General features: G+C 51.9%; 1 protein-coding gene. It reads right to left on the bottom strand.

What is annotated here, in order from left to right:
* Positions 1-1,628: TGBp1 family protein (locus MFF13_RS26715; protein ID WP_238273412.1), on the bottom strand; the 1,628-nt coding region annotated here is incomplete at its 3' end.
* Positions 1,629-1,710 lie beyond the last annotated feature (82 nt).

The following is a 1,710-nucleotide window of genomic DNA, read 5'->3' as shown; positions in this document are numbered from 1 at the left end:
TCCCCACGGCACTGCTGATAGCTTGTGACTAGAGCATGCGGTAACCGACGATTGGATGGGACTATATTGCATTCAGCGCTAAAAGGTTGGAGCTTCCTCTCAGGGACGTTTAGTTGTAGCCCCGAGTTCATGTTGCCACGTAGAAATGGAAACCTGGCTGCATATTTCCTGGCTACTTCATGGTTGGACCCGTACATGCGTCCTCCGGGCCTGTTGTCCCAGTGGTTGTTCTCATAAAAGAGGGAAACTGACTGCGCTGAGAATAGGCCGCTGTCTAGGTCAACGCCGTAGTAACGAGTGCAAATCTCGTTGAGAGCGACTTCTGGTGAGTACGCTCTGTCCTCTCTGAAAGCCAAGATGGTGTTCCATTCATCTGCCGTCATACGTATTCCGGCCGTCTCAAGAACTTGCACCAGACATTTTGCCCAGCACACTTTGGCCTTGTTTTGGAATGGATCAACCTCCGCCGGTCGCTCGTTCAACACTCTCATGATACCGTCATGTTCTTCTTGCCATTCCTCCAAAGTTGCACTGAAATCCCCACGTGGAACATTGGTTAACACCTTTATCCACGGGTCACCCGACAGTGTCTTCCACACCAGTCGGTTTTCAGTTCGGGTCAACAGCACATTGACGTGCTCCGACAGTGGTGAGTACAGTGGGTTTTCGTTCACTTTCTGTCTCACGGCGTACACGCCTTTCCTTGTCAGACCCTGGGAAGCAGCTGCGGTCATCACCTCGTGTCCACGATAGTCGATTTGCAGTTGCTTCACCCAGCCGCGGAAGCACGTTAACACGATATCTCCTGAGGCTGGTTTGGAAGAACCGGTGGTGTCAATCTGAATGGGGGTGTTGCATCGGTTCGTCGTTCTCATCTTCCCTTGGTAGTGCAAGGTGGACACGATCGCCGTAACAGGTAGAGTGCATCTTCTGGAGATGCTCTTATGGAGCACCCTTGTACAAATGTTGTGGTTATAGTGCACCTTCAGTTGCATCAAATTGAAGAAACCACACTGCTTGGGGTCGCCGCACAGTACTACCTTACCTGACGGTCTCACCAGCGCGATGAGCGCTAGCAAAGTGCCCGAGTGACACGCGAACGCCTCATCGACGTAAAGGTTTTCTACGCCTTTCTTGCACCCATTCAATAAGATTGAGTCGACGGTCCTAGCGGTCACGTCCAACCCGCGTTGCCTCTTTACATCATTCATGATCTCTTGGCAGTTCTCCTTCTTTCCACTGGCCACCAGATCGCGAGTCGTCACCATGTTCTTAATGATAGCCGACTTGCCCGAACCTGGAACGCCAAACACACCAATGATCGTCGTGTGGTACGGGGCTGCTGGGCGGATCTTGAGTCCTTCGTATGCGAATTCGTGGAAAGGTGGATTGATTAGGTCCCCTGTTAACACAAGGCCTGATGCCTCCTCCTTCTTGATACATGCCTTCTTGTCCACGTCAAACACATACTCTGTCTCTGCCCTCTCAGCTCTCACTTTTTCGTAGCTTTCCTCGTCGGTATTCAAGGCTGGCCCGTATAGCGCTATGTGGTGTAGCTTGCGATTTATAAATTCCCTCTCATTGTACACCATGGTTGCGCTCTCGCTGAGTGCCTGGAACTCACTCACTGGGATGGCCGCTCCTGTTGGGATCAATACCCGTCCGTCGTACTTGTCGACTGGGTATCTGCCGGATCTTCCAGAGTGGGTC

The organism is Methylobacterium cerastii (assembly GCF_022179125.1).
GTDB classification, from domain to species: domain Bacteria; phylum Pseudomonadota; class Alphaproteobacteria; order Rhizobiales; family Beijerinckiaceae; genus Methylobacterium; species Methylobacterium cerastii.
The sequence above is the reverse complement of the archived record's forward strand: the minus strand, read 5'-3'. Positions and strand labels throughout refer to the sequence as shown.